Annotated in this window: 27 protein-coding genes and 1 pseudogene; all 28 read left to right on the top strand. The window is 41.7% G+C overall.

The window, feature by feature from the left end:
• Positions 1-45: 45 nt before the first annotated feature.
• The 28 genes and pseudogenes from AKG37_RS05010 (at position 46) to rpmJ (ending at position 13,802) form a co-directional block, all read left to right on the top strand.
• The gene (locus AKG37_RS05010) at positions 46-1,005 is read left to right on the top strand and encodes an alpha/beta fold hydrolase (RefSeq protein WP_060697845.1); all 960 of its coding nucleotides are present in this window, start codon (positions 46-48) and stop codon (positions 1,003-1,005) included.
• A gap of 218 nt (positions 1,006-1,223) precedes the next feature.
• Positions 1,224-1,532, top strand: a complete 309-nt coding sequence (rpsJ, locus tag AKG37_RS05015; RefSeq protein ID WP_003156464.1) for a 30S ribosomal protein S10 — start codon at positions 1,224-1,226, stop codon at positions 1,530-1,532.
• Between the two features lie 37 nt (positions 1,533-1,569).
• Positions 1,570-2,199 carry a 50S ribosomal protein L3 gene (gene rplC / locus AKG37_RS05020; RefSeq protein WP_024425597.1) on the top strand — a complete coding sequence of 210 codons (630 nt, stop codon included), beginning with the start codon at positions 1,570-1,572 and terminating at the stop codon, positions 2,197-2,199.
• A 27-nt stretch (positions 2,200-2,226) separates the two neighbouring features.
• On the top strand, positions 2,227-2,850 hold the full coding sequence (gene rplD, locus AKG37_RS05025) for a 50S ribosomal protein L4 (protein WP_007496312.1): 624 nt from the start codon (positions 2,227-2,229) through the stop codon (positions 2,848-2,850).
• Positions 2,850-3,137, top strand: a complete 288-nt coding sequence (gene rplW, locus AKG37_RS05030) for a 50S ribosomal protein L23 (protein ID WP_003217016.1) — start codon at positions 2,850-2,852, stop codon at positions 3,135-3,137. Before rplD ends, rplW begins: the two co-directional genes overlap by 1 nt.
• Positions 3,138-3,165: 28 nt before the next feature.
• Entirely contained in the window at positions 3,166-3,999 is an 834-nt protein-coding gene (gene rplB / locus AKG37_RS05035) for a 50S ribosomal protein L2 (protein WP_024425599.1), read from the top strand.
• A 57-nt stretch (positions 4,000-4,056) separates the two neighbouring features.
• The gene (gene rpsS, locus AKG37_RS05040; protein ID WP_003216920.1) at positions 4,057-4,335 is read left to right on the top strand and encodes a 30S ribosomal protein S19; all 279 of its coding nucleotides are present in this window, start codon (positions 4,057-4,059) and stop codon (positions 4,333-4,335) included.
• Between the two features lie 17 nt (positions 4,336-4,352).
• Positions 4,353-4,694, top strand: a complete 342-nt coding sequence (gene rplV / locus AKG37_RS05045) for a 50S ribosomal protein L22 (protein ID WP_007496316.1) — start codon at positions 4,353-4,355, stop codon at positions 4,692-4,694.
• A gap of 3 nt (positions 4,695-4,697) precedes the next feature.
• On the top strand, positions 4,698-5,354 hold the full coding sequence (gene rpsC / locus AKG37_RS05050) for a 30S ribosomal protein S3 (RefSeq protein ID WP_003217241.1): 657 nt from the start codon (positions 4,698-4,700) through the stop codon (positions 5,352-5,354).
• Position 5,355: 1 nt separating this feature from the next.
• Positions 5,356-5,790 carry a 50S ribosomal protein L16 gene (rplP, locus tag AKG37_RS05055; protein ID WP_003156478.1) on the top strand — a complete coding sequence of 145 codons (435 nt, stop codon included), beginning with the start codon at positions 5,356-5,358 and terminating at the stop codon, positions 5,788-5,790.
• A complete protein-coding gene (gene rpmC, locus AKG37_RS05060; RefSeq protein WP_003217155.1) occupies positions 5,780-5,980 on the top strand; it encodes a 50S ribosomal protein L29 in 201 nt (66 codons plus the stop codon). The genes rplP and rpmC overlap by 11 nt, the downstream gene beginning before the upstream one ends.
• A gap of 25 nt (positions 5,981-6,005) precedes the next feature.
• Positions 6,006-6,269 carry a 30S ribosomal protein S17 gene (gene rpsQ, locus AKG37_RS05065; RefSeq protein ID WP_003216906.1) on the top strand — a complete coding sequence of 88 codons (264 nt, stop codon included), beginning with the start codon at positions 6,006-6,008 and terminating at the stop codon, positions 6,267-6,269.
• A gap of 39 nt (positions 6,270-6,308) precedes the next feature.
• Positions 6,309-6,677: a 50S ribosomal protein L14 gene (gene rplN, locus AKG37_RS05070; protein WP_003216882.1), complete on the top strand. Its 369-nt coding sequence runs from the start codon at positions 6,309-6,311 to the stop codon at positions 6,675-6,677.
• 34 nt (positions 6,678-6,711) lie between these two features.
• Positions 6,712-7,023: a 50S ribosomal protein L24 gene (rplX, locus tag AKG37_RS05075; protein ID WP_008356538.1), complete on the top strand. Its 312-nt coding sequence runs from the start codon at positions 6,712-6,714 to the stop codon at positions 7,021-7,023.
• A 25-nt stretch (positions 7,024-7,048) separates the two neighbouring features.
• The gene (rplE, locus tag AKG37_RS05080; RefSeq protein ID WP_024425600.1) at positions 7,049-7,588 is read left to right on the top strand and encodes a 50S ribosomal protein L5; all 540 of its coding nucleotides are present in this window, start codon (positions 7,049-7,051) and stop codon (positions 7,586-7,588) included.
• Positions 7,589-7,610: 22 nt separating this feature from the next.
• On the top strand, positions 7,611-7,796 hold the full coding sequence (gene rpsN, locus AKG37_RS05085) for a 30S ribosomal protein S14 (protein ID WP_008356542.1): 186 nt from the start codon (positions 7,611-7,613) through the stop codon (positions 7,794-7,796).
• Positions 7,797-7,827: 31 nt separating this feature from the next.
• Positions 7,828-8,226: a 30S ribosomal protein S8 gene (gene rpsH, locus AKG37_RS05090; protein ID WP_007496327.1), complete on the top strand. Its 399-nt coding sequence runs from the start codon at positions 7,828-7,830 to the stop codon at positions 8,224-8,226.
• Positions 8,227-8,257: 31 nt separating this feature from the next.
• Entirely contained in the window at positions 8,258-8,794 is a 537-nt protein-coding gene (gene rplF / locus AKG37_RS05095; protein WP_060697846.1) for a 50S ribosomal protein L6, read from the top strand.
• Between the two features lie 32 nt (positions 8,795-8,826).
• The gene (gene rplR, locus AKG37_RS05100) at positions 8,827-9,189 is read left to right on the top strand and encodes a 50S ribosomal protein L18 (protein WP_060697847.1); all 363 of its coding nucleotides are present in this window, start codon (positions 8,827-8,829) and stop codon (positions 9,187-9,189) included.
• Between the two features lie 24 nt (positions 9,190-9,213).
• Positions 9,214-9,714 carry a 30S ribosomal protein S5 gene (rpsE, locus tag AKG37_RS05105; RefSeq protein ID WP_007496332.1) on the top strand — a complete coding sequence of 167 codons (501 nt, stop codon included), beginning with the start codon at positions 9,214-9,216 and terminating at the stop codon, positions 9,712-9,714.
• 13 nt (positions 9,715-9,727) lie between these two features.
• On the top strand, positions 9,728-9,910 hold the full coding sequence (gene rpmD / locus AKG37_RS05110; protein WP_003217067.1) for a 50S ribosomal protein L30: 183 nt from the start codon (positions 9,728-9,730) through the stop codon (positions 9,908-9,910).
• Between the two features lie 30 nt (positions 9,911-9,940).
• Positions 9,941-10,381 (top strand): 50S ribosomal protein L15, encoded by a 441-nt coding sequence (gene rplO / locus AKG37_RS05115; RefSeq protein WP_003216888.1) that lies wholly within the window; start codon positions 9,941-9,943, stop codon positions 10,379-10,381.
• Position 10,382: 1 nt separating this feature from the next.
• A complete protein-coding gene (gene secY, locus AKG37_RS05120; protein WP_047203799.1) occupies positions 10,383-11,675 on the top strand; it encodes a preprotein translocase subunit SecY in 1,293 nt (430 codons plus the stop codon).
• 55 nt (positions 11,676-11,730) lie between these two features.
• On the top strand, positions 11,731-12,384 hold the full coding sequence (locus AKG37_RS05125; RefSeq protein WP_024425604.1) for an adenylate kinase: 654 nt from the start codon (positions 11,731-11,733) through the stop codon (positions 12,382-12,384).
• Positions 12,381-13,127, top strand: coding sequence for a type I methionyl aminopeptidase (gene map / locus AKG37_RS05130; protein ID WP_060697848.1), 747 nt, complete (start codon positions 12,381-12,383; stop codon positions 13,125-13,127). The genes AKG37_RS05125 and map overlap by 4 nt, the downstream gene beginning before the upstream one ends.
• A 27-nt stretch (positions 13,128-13,154) precedes the next feature.
• Positions 13,155-13,461: pseudogene (locus AKG37_RS19355) on the top strand (KOW domain-containing RNA-binding protein).
• The gene (gene infA, locus AKG37_RS05135) at positions 13,439-13,657 is read left to right on the top strand and encodes a translation initiation factor IF-1 (RefSeq protein WP_003217190.1); all 219 of its coding nucleotides are present in this window, start codon (positions 13,439-13,441) and stop codon (positions 13,655-13,657) included. The pseudogene AKG37_RS19355 and the gene infA overlap by 23 nt, the downstream one beginning before the upstream one ends.
• 31 nt (positions 13,658-13,688) lie before the next feature.
• Positions 13,689-13,802: a 50S ribosomal protein L36 gene (gene rpmJ, locus AKG37_RS05140; protein WP_003156543.1), complete on the top strand. Its 114-nt coding sequence runs from the start codon at positions 13,689-13,691 to the stop codon at positions 13,800-13,802.
• Positions 13,803-13,808 lie beyond the last annotated feature (6 nt).

The following is a 13,808-nucleotide window of genomic DNA, read 5'->3' on the forward strand; positions in this document are numbered from 1 at the left end:
TACTATAAGCTATAGAATCTAAATGGAACCGAGAGGATCACTGGAATGGCTAAGACATATTTGAAAAAATGGTTGATCGGCGGGGTTGACCAATGGATTATGATGAAAGAAGACGAGTCGAGTGAAACGAAGCCTGTACTTTTATTTTTACATGGTGGGCCCGGTTCGGCTCAAATTGGTTATATTGATTCCTTTCACGAGGAACTTGATCAAGACTTTACAGTTGTTCAATGGGATCAAAGGGGTGCGGGGCTTTCCTATCAAGAGAATCTGCCTGCTGCATCGATGACCATTCAACAGTTTATTGAAGACACGATTGAACTGACAGAGAAGATCCTTTCTTATCTAGGTCATTCAAAATTGTACATCGCAGGATACTCGTGGGGATCATTAATTGCCATACAAGCAGTACATAAACGTCCAGACCTATACCATGCATATTATGGAATTAGTCAGGTGGTGGATGTATTAAAGGAGGATACCGTATCGTACGAGCTCCTTTTGAAGAAATATCATCGCAGCCGCCTGTTTACTGGGTGTTTGCGATTACTGACGCCTCCTCCATGGAAACGAACATCAGCTCATGCTTTGTTCTCTCTATATAAAGAGTTTGCAAGTGTAGGTCTCACACATAGATGGAAACCGATTTTTCAAATGCTCAAAGGGTTTATTTTTAGTAAGCAATATCAGTTGAAAGATAAATGGAAGTTCCTTAAAGGGCAGAAGTTTAGTCAAGACAAGCTATGGAATGAACTGATGAGTGAGAGCATTCAACACCGAGTTTCTTCTATATTAATACCGTGCTACTTTCTCATTGGCGATCACGATATGATTACACCAGCTGCTGTATCAAAACCTTATGTTGATCAACTAAAAGCGCCAATCAAAGAGTGGTTCACCTTTAAAGAATCTGCACACTCCCCACATATCGAGGAGCCCGCTGAATTTATTCGTATTATAAAAAAGACTGCTATACATCATCTTCAGGGAAAGCTTGATTTATAGGCTGAATCCCTGTATAATATGAAAAGTGTGCAAATCATAAATTTATCCGATTTATTATTGCAACACGCAGGCCAATTTGGTACAATAGTGCATGTTGGTCTTTGACTGCGATGAAGTGAGAGGTTGCTGACACACCCGGCCGCTTTGCCATGGCGAGGTGATCAGGTTTTTCTCACGGAGAACTGTCTAACGTAAGTAGGCGAAAAGGAGGGAAAATAATGGCAAAACAAAAAATTCGTATTCGTTTAAAAGCATATGATCATAGAATTCTTGATCAATCTGCTGAGAAGATTGTTGAAACGGCTAAGCGTTCTGGTGCTAGTGTATCTGGTCCAATCCCGCTTCCAACTGAAAAATCAGTTTACACAATCCTTCGTGCGGTGCATAAGTACAAAGATTCTCGTGAGCAATTCGAGATGCGTACTCACAAACGTCTAATCGACATCGTGAATCCAACTCCACAAACAGTTGATGCACTTATGCGTTTAGATTTACCATCTGGTGTAGATATCGAAATCAAACTTTAATTCAAATAGAAAACACATATTATAGGAGGTGTGACTAATGACCAAAGGAATCTTAGGTAGAAAAATTGGTATGACGCAAGTATTCGCAGAAAACGGTGATCTTATCCCTGTAACTGTTGTTGAGGCTGCTGCTAACGTTGTTCTTCAAAAGAAGACTGTTGACACGGATGGCTATGAAGCAATCCAAATCGGTTTTGATGACAAACGTGAAAAGCTTTCTAACAAACCAGAGAAAGGCCACGTTGCTAAAGCGGAAACTGCTCCTAAGCGCTTCGTAAAAGAATTACGCGGTGCGGAGTTAGATGCGTATGAAGTTGGTCAGGAAGTCAAAGTTGATATTTTCGCAAATGGAGATATCGTAGATGTAACAGGAACATCAAAAGGTAAAGGATTCCAAGGGGCTATCAAACGCCACGGACAATCACGCGGACCAATGACTCACGGTTCACGTTACCACCGTCGTCCTGGTTCAATGGGACCTGTTGATCCAAACCGTGTATTCAAAGGTAAACTTCTTCCAGGTCGTATGGGCGGAGAGCAAATCACTGTCCAAAACCTTGAGATCGTTAAAGTTGATGCAGAACGCAATCTTCTATTGATCAAAGGAAACGTACCAGGAGCTAAAAAATCTCTAGTAACTGTAAAGAGTGCAGTTAAATCTAAATAACTCTCTTAGGAAAGGAGGAAACAAGTCATGCCAAAAGTAGCATTATTTAACCAAAACGGTTCTACTAACGGTGAAATCGAATTAAACGCTTCTGTGTTTGGAATCGAGCCAAACGAAAGCGTAGTATTCGATGCTATTCTTATGCAAAGAGCTTCCTTACGTCAAGGAACTCACAAAGTAAAAACTCGTTCTGAAGTACGTGGCGGAGGTCGTAAGCCTTGGAGACAGAAGGGTACAGGTCGTGCTCGTCAAGGTTCTATCCGTTCACCACAATGGCGCGGAGGCGGTATCGTATTCGGTCCAACACCACGCAGCTATTCTTATAAATTACCTAAAAAAGTTCGCCGCTTGGCTATCAAGTCAGTATTGTCTTCTAAAGTAATCGACAACAACATCATCGTTCTTGAAGATCTGACTCTTGATGCAGTGAAAACGAAAGAATTCGCAGGCATCCTTAAAGGATTATCTGTTGAGAAGAAAGCGTTGATCGTCACTGCGGATGCAAACGAAACAGTTGCTTTATCTGCTCGTAACATCCCTGGAGTAACAGTTGTTGAAGCTAACGGTATCAACGTTCTTGACGTTGTCAACCACGACAAACTTCTGATCACTAAAGCAGCGGTTGAAAAAGTAGAGGAGGGACTTGCATAATGAAAGATCCTCGTGATGTTCTAAAGCGCCCTATCATTACTGAACGTTCTGCTGATCTAATGACAGAGAAGAAGTACACGTTCGAAGTTGATGTCAGAGCTAACAAAACAGAAGTGAAAGACGCTGTTGAAGAAATCTTTGGAGTGAAAGTTGAGAAAGTCAACGTTCAAAACTACAAAGGAAAATCTAAACGCGTTGGACGCTACACTGGTATGACTAGCCGTCGCAGAAAAGCGATCGTGAAATTAACTGCTGACAGCAAAGAAATCGAAATTTTTGAAGCGTAAATCTTAAAAAGAAGGAGGGAAATTCAAAATGGCGATTAAAAAGTATAAACCAACCAGTAATGGTCGTCGTGGCATGACTACTTCAGATTTTGCTGAAATCACGACTGACAAACCAGAAAAATCGTTGCTTGCACCGCTACACAAAAAAGGCGGACGTAACAACCAAGGTAGATTGACTGTTCGTCATCAAGGTGGCGGTCACAAACGTCAATACCGTATCATCGACTTTAAGCGTGATAAAGACGGTATACCTGGACGCGTTGCTACAATCGAGTATGATCCAAACCGTTCAGCGAACATCGCTCTTGTAAACTATGCAGATGGTGAGAAACGTTACATTCTTGCTCCGAAAGGAATCCAAGTTGGTACTGAAGTTACTTCTGGACCAGAAGCTGACATCAAACCAGGTAATGCTCTTCCACTTATCAACATCCCAGTTGGTACAGTTGTGCATAACATTGAATTAAAACCAGGTAAAGGTGGACAATTAGTTCGTTCTGCTGGTACTTCTGCTCAAGTTCTTGGTAAAGAAGGTAAATACGTTCTTGTACGTTTGAACTCAGGAGAAGTTCGCATGATTCTTTCTGCTTGCCGTGCGACTATCGGTCAAGTTGGAAACGAGCAACACGAATTAATTAACATCGGTAAAGCTGGACGTTCTCGCTGGAAAGGCGTACGCCCAACAGTTCGTGGTTCTGTAATGAACCCTAACGATCACCCACACGGTGGTGGTGAAGGACGCGCTCCAATCGGACGTAAATCACCAATGTCTCCATGGGGTAAACCGACTCTTGGATTCAAGACTCGTAAGAAAACCAACAAGTCTGATAAATTCATTGTACGTCGTCGTAAAAACAAGTAACGGGGTTGTCTACGGTTCATTTAGGACCGTAGTTCAATCACGAAGGGAGGTTCCACAATGGCTCGCAGCTTAAAAAAAGGACCATTTGTTGATGATCATTTGATGGCTAAAGTCGAGAAATTGAATGAAACTGACAAAAAGCAAGTCGTAAAAACTTGGTCTCGTCGTTCTACAATTTTCCCACAATTCATCGGTCACACAATCGCTGTCTATGACGGACGCAAACATGTACCTGTTTTCATTTCTGAAGATATGGTAGGTCACAAATTGGGCGAATTCGCACCAAGCCGTACTTACAAAGGTCATGCTAGTGACGATAAAAAAACAAGACGCTAATGAGAGGAGGCTTTTAAATGCAAGCTAAAGCTGTCGCAAGAACAGTCCGAATTGCTCCTCGTAAAGCACGTCTAGTAATGGACCTGATCCGAGGTAAGCAAGTAGGAGAAGCAGTTTCCATCTTAAACCTTACACCTAAGGCTGCTTCACCGATTATTGAAAAAGTATTAAAATCTGCTATCGCAAACGCTGAGCACAACTACGAGTTGGACGCTAACAGCCTAGTGATTACTCAAGCATTCGTTGACGAAGGTCCAACACTTAAGAGATTCCGTCCACGTGCTATGGGTCGTGCGAGCGCAATTAACAAACGTACTAGCCACATTACAATCGTTGTATCAGAAAAGAAGGAGGGATAATCCGTGGGTCAAAAGGTAAATCCAGTAGGTCTTCGTATTGGCGTCATTCGTGATTGGGAATCTAAATGGTTCGCAGGAAAAGATTACGCTGATTTCTTACATGAAGACTTGAAAATCCGTGAATTCATCAGCAAGCGTTTGTCTGACGCGTCTGTTTCTAAAGTAGAAATCGAACGTGCTGCAAACCGAGTAAATATCACAATCCACACGGCTAAACCAGGTATGGTAATTGGTAAAGGCGGATCTGAAGTTGAAGCACTTCGTAAAGCTCTTAACAGCCTAACTGGCAAACGTGTACACATCAACATTCTTGAAATCAAGAGAGCAGATCTTGATGCTCAGCTAGTTGCTGAAAACATCGCTCGTCAACTTGAAAATCGTATTTCATTCCGTCGTGCACAAAAACAAACAATCCAACGCACAATGCGTGCTGGAGCACAAGGAATCAAAACAATGGTTTCTGGTCGTCTTGGCGGTGCAGATATTGCTCGTTCTGAATATTACAGTGAAGGTACTGTTCCATTGCACACACTTCGTGCTGACATCGACTATGCTACTGCTGAAGCTGACACTACTTATGGTAAGCTTGGCGTAAAAGTATGGATCTATCGTGGAGAAGTCCTTCCAACTAAGAAGAATACTGCGGAAGGAGGAAAATAATATGTTATTGCCAAAACGCGTGAAGTATCGCAGAGAACATCGTGGAAAAATGCGTGGTCGTGCAAAAGGCGGTACTGAAGTACATTTCGGTGAGTATGGTATCCAAGCTCTTGAAGCTTCTTGGATCACTAACCGTCAAATCGAAGCTGCTCGTATTGCTATGACTCGTTACATGAAACGTGGCGGTAAAGTTTGGATTAAAATTTTCCCTTCTAAGCCATACACAGCTAAACCTCTAGAGGTCCGCATGGGTTCCGGTAAAGGTGCTCCAGAAGGATGGGTAGCTGTAGTAAAACCGGGCAAAGTTTTATTTGAAATTTCTGGTGTGTCTGAAGAAGTTGCTCGTGAAGCTCTTCGTCTTGCATCTCACAAATTGCCAATTAAAACGAAGTTCGTAAAACGTGAAGAAATTGGTGGTGAATCAAATGAAAGCTAATGAAATTCGTGACCTTACCACTGCTGAAATTGAACAAAAAGTAAAGTCTCTTAAAGAAGAACTTTTCAATCTTCGTTTCCAATTAGCGACTGGGCAGCTTGAAAATACTGCTCGCATTCGTGAAGTGCGTAAATCAATCGCACGCATGAAAACTGTGATTCGTCAAAGAGAAATCGCTGCTAATAAATAATAATTAGAGGGGAGGCCCCGCAAACATGAGCGAACGTAACCAACGTAAAGTGTATCAAGGTCGTGTTGTTTCTGACAAAATGGATAAAACCATCACTGTTGTAGTTGAAACATACAAAAAACATTCACTTTATGGCAAACGTGTAAGATACTCTAAAAAGTTCAAAGCACATGATGAAAACAACCAAGCAAAAATCGGAGACATCGTAAAGGTCATGGAAACTCGTCCTTTATCTGCGACTAAACGCTTTCGTCTAGTTGAAGTTGTCGAAGAAGCCGTTATTATCTAATAAAGTTCGGATTTCTTTTTCCGAAAGGAGGTAACATTAATGATTCAACAGGAGACTCGTTTAAAAGTAGCTGACAACTCTGGCGCACGCGAAGTACTAACGATTAAAGTTCTTGGTGGCTCTGGACGTAAGACGGCTAACATCGGTGATGTCATTGTTTGTACGGTTAAACAAGCAACACCTGGAGGCGTTGTCAAAAAAGGTGAAGTTGTAAAAGCAGTTATCGTTCGTACTAAGAGCGGAGCTCGCAGAAACGATGGATCTTACATCAGTTTCGACGAAAATGCATGTGTCATCATCCGTGACGACAAGAGCCCACGTGGAACTCGTATCTTCGGACCAGTAGCACGTGAACTTCGTGAAAACAACTATATGAAAATTGTTTCTCTAGCACCAGAAGTACTTTAAGAATACAATCCGCGACTCAAGGAGGTGCGATTAAATGCATGTTAAAAAGGGCGATAAAGTAGTGGTTATCTCTGGTAAAGATAAAGGTAAACAAGGTGTCATCCTTGCTGCTTTCCCTAAAAAGGAACGTGTTTTAGTAGAAGGTATTAACCTTGTGAAAAAACACTCTAAACCAACTCAAGCTAACCCTCAAGGCGGAATTTCTGAACAAGAAGCGCCGATCCACGTATCAAACGTAATGCCGCTTGATCCTAAAACGGGTGAAGTGACACGTGTTGGGTATAAAGTTGAGGACGGAAAGAAAGTCCGTGTAGCGAAAAAATCTGGGCAAGTTCTAGATAAATAGTAAATAAGGAAGGGAGGTCTTTCTCATGAACCGCCTTAAAGAAAAGTATGTAAAAGAAATTACACCTGCATTAGTTTCTAAGTTTGAATACACTTCAGTAATGCAAGTGCCAAAAATCGAAAAAATCGTGATCAACATGGGTGTTGGTGACGCCGTTCAAAACGCTAAAGCAATCGATACTGCTGTTGAAGAATTAACGTTTATCGCTGGTCAAAAACCTGTCGTTACTCGTGCGAAGAAGTCTATTGCTGGATTCCGTCTACGTGAAGGAATGCCAATCGGTGCGAAAGTAACACTTCGCGGAGAGCGCATGTATGATTTCCTTGATAAACTTATTTCTGTGTCTTTACCACGTGTACGTGACTTCCGCGGGATTTCTAAGAAATCTTTCGACGGTCGTGGAAACTACACGCTTGGTATTAAAGAACAGTTAATCTTCCCAGAAATTGATTACGATAAAGTAACAAAGGTCCGCGGTATGGATATCGTTATCGTTACTACTGCCAATACGGACGAAGAAGCACGTGAGCTATTAACTCAAGTAGGTATGCCGTTCCAGAAATAATCAATGAAAGGGAGGCGAAATCGTGGCTAAAAAGTCTATGATTGCGAAACAACAACGCAAACAAAAGTTTAAAGTTCAAGAGTATACGCGCTGCGAACGTTGTGGACGTCCACATTCAGTTATTCGTAAGTTTAAACTTTGCCGTATTTGTTTCCGCGAACTTGCATATAAAGGACAAATTCCTGGCGTTAAAAAAGCCAGCTGGTAATCCCCATAAATGGGAAGGAGGTTATTAAATAATGGTTATGACAGATCCGATTGCAGATTTGCTGACTCGTATTCGCAATGCGAACATGGTACGTCATGAGAAGCTAGAAGTACCGGCTTCAAAAATCAAAAGAGAAATTGCTGAAATTTTAAAGCGTGAAGGTTTTATCCGTGACGTTGAGTACGTCGAAGACAGCAAACAAGGAATTATCCGTTTGTTCCTTAAATACGGCCAAAACAACGAACGTGTTATCACTGGTCTTAAAAGAATCAGTAAACCTGGTTTACGCGTATATGCGAAATCAAATGAAGTACCACGTGTACTTAACGGACTTGGAATCGCAATTATTTCAACATCACAAGGTGTTTTATCGGACAAAGAAGCCCGTGCTAAACAAGCTGGTGGAGAAGTACTTGCTTACGTATGGTAAAAAAAGTTTAAGATGAATGGAGGTGCTTGGTATGTCTCGTATAGGTAAAAAACTAATCGAGATCCCTTCAGGAGTAACTGTGACAAACAACGATAACACAGTGACAGTAAAGGGACCAAAAGGTGAACTAACTCGTACATTTCACCCTGATATGGAAATTAAAATTGAGGACAACGTCTTAACTGTAAGCCGTCCGTCTGAAAATAAAGAACACCGTGCATTACATGGTACAACACGTAGCTTGATTGCAAACATGGTTGAAGGTGTATCTAAAGGTTTCGAAAGAGGTTTAGAACTTATCGGTGTCGGTTACCGTGCAGCTAAATCTGGAAACAAACTTGTTCTTAACGTTGGATACTCTCACCCAGTTGAAATCGTTCCTGAGGCTGGAGTTGAAGTAGAAGTTCCATCTCAAACGAAAGTAATCGTTAAAGGTATCGATAAAGAGCGTGTAGGAGCTCTAGCTTCTAACATCCGCGCTGTCCGTGCTCCAGAGCCTTACAAAGGTAAAGGAATTCGTTACGAAGGTGAATTCGTTCGCCGTAAAGAAGGTAAAACTGGTAAGTAAGATCGCTTAAAGTGAAGAAAGGAGTGACTCGGATGATTACGAAAACTAGCAAAAACGCTACTCGTCTTAAAAGACATGCTCGTGTTCGTGCGAAACTTTCAGGTACTGCTGAAAGACCTCGCCTTAACGTTTTCCGTTCTAACAAGAATATCTACGCTCAAGTAATTGATGATGTTAACGGTGTAACACTTGTAAGTGCTTCTACTCTTGATAAAGAGTTTAAGATCGAGAATAGTTCTGACACTGCAGCTGCTACTAAAGTTGGCGAACTTGTTGCAAAACGTGCTGTTGAAAAAGGAATCTCTAACGTGGTATTTGACCGCGGAGGATACCTATATCATGGACGTGTAAAAGCTCTAGCTGAAGCTGCTCGTGAGGCTGGACTTAAATTTTAATAAAAGAAGGAGGGACACATCCGAATGAGTCGTATTGACCCAAGCAAATTAGAGTTAGAAGAACGCTTAGTTACGGTTAACCGCGTAGCGAAAGTTGTTAAAGGTGGACGTCGTTTCCGTTTTGCAGCTTTAGTTGTTGTCGGTGACAAAAACGGTCATGTAGGTTTCGGTACTGGTAAAGCACAAGAAGTACCAGAAGCGATCCGCAAAGCTGTTGAAGATGCGAAAAAGAATTTAATTGAAGTACCAATGGTTGGAACTACAATTCCACATGAAATCATCGGTCGATTCGGTGCAGGAAACGTTCTATTGAAGCCTGCTTCAGAAGGTACAGGAGTTATCGCTGGAGGCCCAGTGCGTGCGGTACTTGAGCTTGCTGGTCTAGCTGATATCCTTTCTAAATCTCTAGGTTCTAATACACCGATCAACATGATCCGCGCAACACTTCAAGGTTTAAGTGAACTTAAACGTGCTGAAGACGTAGCGAAGCTTCGTGGAAAATCTGTAGAAGACCTGTTAGGATAAGGAGGGAACAATAATGGCAAATAAATTAGAAATTACCCTCAAACGCAGTGTAATCGGTCGCCCTGAAGATCAGCGTGTCACTGTTCGTACTCTTGGTCTTAAGAAAACAAACCAAACAGTCGTACATGAAGACAATGCAGCGATCCGCGGCATGATTAACAAGGTGTCTCATTTAGTTTCTGTTAAAGAACAATAAAACATTTTTAATCGATAAGGAGGTGCCCAAATGAAACTTCATGAATTGAAGCCTTCAGAAGGTTCACGTAAAGTACGCAACCGTGTTGGTCGTGGTATCGGATCAGGTAACGGTAAAACTTCTGGTAAAGGTCATAAAGGTCAAAACGCTCGTTCTGGCGGCGGTGTACGCCCTGGTTTCGAAGGTGGTCAGATGCCTTTATTCCAACGCCTTCCAAAACGTGGTTTTACAAACATCAACCGTAAAGATTACGCGGTAATCAACTTAGACAGATTAAACAGTTTTGACGAAGGAACGGAAGTAACTCCTGAACTTCTTCTAGAGACTGGTGCAATAAGCAAGTTAAAAGCAGGAGTAAAAATTCTTGGCAACGGTAAATTAGAAAAAAAATTAACTGTAAAAGCCAATAAATTCTCTGCTTCTGCGAAAGAAGCGATTGAAGCTGCTGGCGGTACAGCCGAGGTGATCTAACTTGTTTAAGACAATCTCCAATTTTATGCGCGTGAAAGATATACGGAATAAGATTATATTCACACTTTTAATGTTAGTCGTCTTTCGTATAGGTGCTTTCATCCCTGTGCCTAATGTGAACGCCGAAGTTCTCCAGGCACAGGATCAAATGAGTGTTTTCGGAATCCTCAACACGTTTGGGGGCGGGGCACTTTTCCAATTCTCCATTCTAGCAATGGGGATTATGCCGTATATCACTGCTTCGATCATCATTCAGCTCTTGCAGATGGATGTTGTTCCGAAGTTTACTGAGTGGTCAAAGCAAGGAGAGGTTGGCCGCCGAAAATTAGCACAATTCACAAGGTATTTTACAATTGTTCTAGGATTTATCCAGGCGTTAGGAATGTCATATGGATTCAACAATATGGCAGGAGGCATGCTGATTGAAAACCCTGGTGTATCAACGTACCTCTTAATTGCGGTCGTACTCACTGCGGGAACAGCATTTTTAATGTGGCTGGGTGAGCAGATTACTGCTCACGGTGTTGGTAACGGGATTTCGATTATTATCTTTTCTGGTATCATCGCTGGTATCCCTCAAACATTAAAACAAGTGTACGCTCAACAATTTGTAGGTGGAGATGGACAGCTGTTCATGCAAATCCTTAAAATTGCCCTTATTGTAATTGCCATTCTTGTCATTGTTATCGGTGTTATTTACATTCAAATGGCAGTGAGAAAGATTGCAATTCAATATTCAAAAGGAACTGGCCGTGCACAAATGTCTGCTAGTCAAGCAACGCACCTTCCATTGAAAGTGAATCCAGCAGGGGTGATTCCAGTCATCTTTGCCGTTTCTTTCATTATTACTCCGCAGACGATCGCATCGTTCTTCGGAACCAATAATGTGACAACTTGGATAACCAACAACTTTGACTATACTAAGCCAATCGGTATGACGATTTATGTAGCACTGATTGTTGCTTTCACATATTTTTATGCCTTTGTCCAAGTCAATCCTGAACAAATGGCTGAAAATCTGCAAAAGCAGGGTGGCTATATCCCGGGAGTTCGTCCAGGGAAAATGACTCAAGATAGAATTACGAGCATTTTGTACCGACTCACGTTTGTGGGCGCCATTTTCTTAGCCGTGATTTCAATACTTCCTATCTTTTTCATTCAATTCGCTGGATTACCTTCCGCTGCACAAATTGGCGGCACAAGTCTTCTCATTGTTGTAGGTGTTGCACTTGAAACGATGAAACAGCTTGAAAGCCAATTAGTGAAACGAAATTACCGTGGATTTATGAAATAAAACAGAGGGCTGGGCAGCTGCCCAACCTCTCTAAGTAAGGAAGGGGAAATCCGAAATGAACTTAGTCTTAATGGGGCTTCCGGGTGCTGGTAAAGGCACTCAGGCAGAACGAATTGTTGATGATTATGGGATCCCTCATATCTCAACAGGAGATATGTTCCGCGCTGCTATGAAAGAGGAGACACAACTTGGGCTCGAAGCAAAATCCTTTATCGATAAAGGAGAGCTTGTTCCTGATGAGGTCACAATCGGTATTGTTAGAGAGAGACTTGGCAAAAATGATTGTGAACAAGGTTTTCTTCTGGACGGATTTCCGCGAACAGTCGCTCAGGCTGAAGCTTTAGAAGAAATTCTAAAGGACCTTGGCAGAACGATTGATTATGTCATTAATATTAAAGTCGATAAAGATGCTTTGATGGAGCGTCTGACTGGCCGAAGAATTTGCAAAAATTGCGGAGCAACATATCATTTAGTATTCAATCCACCTGCGAAAGAAAATGTTTGCGACAAGTGTGGAGGCGAGCTTTATCAACGTGCAGATGATAATGCAGAAACCGTTTCGACTAGACTTGAAGTAAACTTAAAGCAGACTGAACCTTTACTGAACTTCTATTCAGAAAAAGGATATCTCGCAAACATTGATGGTGCAAAGCACATTAACGATGTATATGCAGATATCAAGGACCTGCTTGGAGGATTAAATAAATGATTATCTGTAAAACTCCTCGCGAGCTTGAGATTATGAGAGAAGCTGGACGTATTGTCGCACTGACTCATGAAGAGCTGAAGAAACATATAAAACCAGGTATTTCGACAAAAGAATTGGATCAAATTGCCGAACGTTTTATTACAAAGCAGGGTGCAATCCCATCTTTTAAAGGGTATAATGGTTTTCGCGGGAGCATTTGCGTTTCGGTGAATGAAGAACTCGTTCACGGTATTCCTGGTAAACGGGTTTTACGTGATGGTGACATCATTAGTATCGATATTGGCGCAAAGTTAAATGGCTATCATGGTGACTCTGCTTGGACTTATCCAGTTGGGGTAATCAGTGATGAAGACCGCAAACTACTGGAAGTCACAGAGGAATCTCTATATAAAGGCTTACAGGAAGCAAAGCCAGGCGAACGTCTGTCGAACATTTCCCATGCCATACAAACGTATGTTGAAAATGAGAATTTTTCAGTTGTTAGAGAATATGTTGGACATGGGGTCGGACAGGATCTTCATGAGGACCCTCAAATTCCTCATTATGGTCCGCCCAACAAAGGCCCGCGGCTAAAACCTGGAATGGTGTTGGCCATCGAACCGATGGTGAACGCAGGCAGCCGATATGTGAAAACATTGGCTGATAACTGGACGGTTGTAACGGTTGATGGGAAAAAGTGTGCTCATTATGAGCATACGATTGCGATTACAGATACAGGTTTTGATATACTGACTAAGATTTAGGTCTTCACTGAAGCCTTTCAGGCCCAAATCGGGCAGGTTGTCTGTATAGTCCAAAGAAAGAACAAGATCAGTATACAGGTGTCATCGGCATGTCCGTTGGCTGCCATGTACTAATCGCAGACGGAGAAAAGCGTAAATTTCATTCTCCTAAGAAAAAATATCAATCATATAACCTTTTATGATTGCGTATCTCCGGAAGTTCAGAACAGTATATTCAAAACAGGTCGGGTGATAGATGAACAATTGAGAGATTCTCATTTGAACATTTGTCAGAGAGCAAGTTACTGATTTGAAGAAGGGAGAACACTTGAATGGCGAAAGACGATGTAATTGAAGTGGAAGGTACTGTAGCAGAAACTTTGCCAAATGCAATGTTCAAAGTTGAACTAGAGAATGGTCATACAGTTTTGGCTCATGTATCAGGAAAAATCCGTATGCACTTCATTCGCATTTTACCTGGAGACAAAGTTACGGTAGAATTATCTCCATATGACTTAACTCGTGGTAGAATTACGTACCGTTACAAATAAAGCAACTCCGGAAGAAGGAGGTTGGAAACACATGAAAGTGAGACCATCTGTTAAACCTATCTGTGAAAAATGTAAAGTTATTCGCAGAAAAGGAAAAGTAATGGTGATCTGTGAAAACCCAAAACATAAACAAAAACAAGGCTAATAACAA

The sequence above is a fragment of the Bacillus australimaris genome (assembly GCF_001307105.1).
In the GTDB taxonomy this organism is placed as follows: domain Bacteria; phylum Bacillota; class Bacilli; order Bacillales; family Bacillaceae; genus Bacillus; species Bacillus australimaris.

What these genes read in the sequence shown, in the direction of transcription:
- AKG37_RS05125 (WP_024425604.1), top strand. Translation starts at nt 11,731, where the DNA reads ATGAACTTAGTCTTAATGGGGCTTCCGGGTGCTGGTAAAGGCACTCAG.
- rpmD (WP_003217067.1), top strand. Translation starts at nt 9,728, where the DNA reads ATGGCAAATAAATTAGAAATTACCCTCAAACGCAGTGTAATCGGTCGC.
- rpsE (WP_007496332.1), top strand. Translation starts at nt 9,214, where the DNA reads ATGAGTCGTATTGACCCAAGCAAATTAGAGTTAGAAGAACGCTTAGTT.
- rplC (WP_024425597.1), top strand. Translation starts at nt 1,570, where the DNA reads ATGACCAAAGGAATCTTAGGTAGAAAAATTGGTATGACGCAAGTATTC.
- rplO (WP_003216888.1), top strand. Translation starts at nt 9,941, where the DNA reads ATGAAACTTCATGAATTGAAGCCTTCAGAAGGTTCACGTAAAGTACGC.
- infA (WP_003217190.1), top strand. Translation starts at nt 13,439, where the DNA reads ATGGCGAAAGACGATGTAATTGAAGTGGAAGGTACTGTAGCAGAAACT.
- rplF (WP_060697846.1), top strand. Translation starts at nt 8,258, where the DNA reads ATGTCTCGTATAGGTAAAAAACTAATCGAGATCCCTTCAGGAGTAACT.
- rpsJ (WP_003156464.1), top strand. Translation starts at nt 1,224, where the DNA reads ATGGCAAAACAAAAAATTCGTATTCGTTTAAAAGCATATGATCATAGA.
- rpsH (WP_007496327.1), top strand. Translation starts at nt 7,828, where the DNA reads ATGGTTATGACAGATCCGATTGCAGATTTGCTGACTCGTATTCGCAAT.
- rplP (WP_003156478.1), top strand. Translation starts at nt 5,356, where the DNA reads ATGTTATTGCCAAAACGCGTGAAGTATCGCAGAGAACATCGTGGAAAA.
- rplX (WP_008356538.1), top strand. Translation starts at nt 6,712, where the DNA reads ATGCATGTTAAAAAGGGCGATAAAGTAGTGGTTATCTCTGGTAAAGAT.
- rpmC (WP_003217155.1), top strand. Translation starts at nt 5,780, where the DNA reads ATGAAAGCTAATGAAATTCGTGACCTTACCACTGCTGAAATTGAACAA.
- rplN (WP_003216882.1), top strand. Translation starts at nt 6,309, where the DNA reads ATGATTCAACAGGAGACTCGTTTAAAAGTAGCTGACAACTCTGGCGCA.
- rpsS (WP_003216920.1), top strand. Translation starts at nt 4,057, where the DNA reads ATGGCTCGCAGCTTAAAAAAAGGACCATTTGTTGATGATCATTTGATG.
- rpmJ (WP_003156543.1), top strand. Translation starts at nt 13,689, where the DNA reads ATGAAAGTGAGACCATCTGTTAAACCTATCTGTGAAAAATGTAAAGTT.
- AKG37_RS05010 (WP_060697845.1), top strand. Translation starts at nt 46, where the DNA reads ATGGCTAAGACATATTTGAAAAAATGGTTGATCGGCGGGGTTGACCAA.
- map (WP_060697848.1), top strand. Translation starts at nt 12,381, where the DNA reads ATGATTATCTGTAAAACTCCTCGCGAGCTTGAGATTATGAGAGAAGCT.
- rplR (WP_060697847.1), top strand. Translation starts at nt 8,827, where the DNA reads ATGATTACGAAAACTAGCAAAAACGCTACTCGTCTTAAAAGACATGCT.
- rpsQ (WP_003216906.1), top strand. Translation starts at nt 6,006, where the DNA reads ATGAGCGAACGTAACCAACGTAAAGTGTATCAAGGTCGTGTTGTTTCT.
- rplB (WP_024425599.1), top strand. Translation starts at nt 3,166, where the DNA reads ATGGCGATTAAAAAGTATAAACCAACCAGTAATGGTCGTCGTGGCATG.
- rplV (WP_007496316.1), top strand. Translation starts at nt 4,353, where the DNA reads ATGCAAGCTAAAGCTGTCGCAAGAACAGTCCGAATTGCTCCTCGTAAA.
- rplE (WP_024425600.1), top strand. Translation starts at nt 7,049, where the DNA reads ATGAACCGCCTTAAAGAAAAGTATGTAAAAGAAATTACACCTGCATTA.
- rplW (WP_003217016.1), top strand. Translation starts at nt 2,850, where the DNA reads ATGAAAGATCCTCGTGATGTTCTAAAGCGCCCTATCATTACTGAACGT.
- rplD (WP_007496312.1), top strand. Translation starts at nt 2,227, where the DNA reads ATGCCAAAAGTAGCATTATTTAACCAAAACGGTTCTACTAACGGTGAA.